This is a genomic window from Methylobacterium sp. CCH5-D2 (assembly GCF_001556475.1).
Taxonomy (GTDB): Bacteria; Pseudomonadota; Alphaproteobacteria; order Rhizobiales; family Beijerinckiaceae; genus Methylobacterium; species Methylobacterium hispanicum.
The window spans coordinates 1-694 of the sequence record NZ_LSIX01000327.1 but is presented as its reverse complement, the minus strand read 5'-3'; the positions used below and the strand labels follow the sequence as shown (position 1 = coordinate 694).

1 protein-coding gene is annotated in these 694 nt (G+C 75.6%); it reads left to right on the top strand.

Going from position 1 to position 694, the window contains the following annotated elements; genetic code table 11:
* The first annotated feature begins 52 nt into the window (after nt 1-52).
* Nucleotides 53-538: a Fur family transcriptional regulator gene (locus tag AX737_RS08650; RefSeq protein WP_066920636.1), complete on the top strand. Its 486-nt coding sequence runs from the start codon at nt 53-55 to the stop codon at nt 536-538.
* Nucleotides 539-694 lie beyond the last annotated feature (156 nt).

The following is a 694-nucleotide window of genomic DNA, read 5'->3' as shown; positions in this document are numbered from 1 at the left end:
GCGGGCCCTCGCGGGGCACCCCGCGCGCGGCCGCGCTATCCCGGGGATCGTCATGCACGGGCACGAGCACGGTGCCGGCCATCACCACCATGCGCACGGCCTCGACGTCGTCGCGCGCGCCGAGGCGCTCTGCCGCGACCGGGACCTGCAGTTCACGCGCCTGCGCCGGGACGTGCTGGAGACGGTGGCGGCGGCGCAGGGGCCGCTCGGCGCCTACGACATCGCCGAGCGCCTCAGCGTGCCGGGCCGGCGCGTCGCCGCGGTCTCGGTCTACCGGGCGCTCGACTTCCTGACGGAGCTCGGCCTCGTCCACCGCATCGCGAGCCGCAACGCCTTCGTCTCCTGCGCGCACGAGCACGGGGCAGGGGAGGGTTTGGTCTTCCTGATCTGCCGCACCTGCGGGGGCATCGGCGAGACCACCGCGCCGGAGATCGAGGCGGGCCTCGGCCGCGCCCTCGACCGGGCGGGCTTCAAGCCCGCGAGCCGGATCGTCGAGGTGGAGGGCGAGTGCGGGGCCTGCCGCGAGCGCACGGGATAGGGCAGCTTACCACACCACGTCCGATCTCCGGTCGAGCGTCCGATGCGTGCGGATCCCCTCTCCCCGCCGTGCGGGGAGACGCGCGCGGGGAGAGAGGACCCGAGCCCCGCTCGGGGATGACGGCGCGTCGAGAGGCAGCCTCAGCCCTCCGGCGGG

Excerpts from the sequence above, each read along its gene's own strand:
- AX737_RS08650 (WP_066920636.1), top strand. The coding sequence starts at position 53 with ATGCACGGGCACGAGCACGGTGCCGGCCATCACCACCATGCGCACGGC.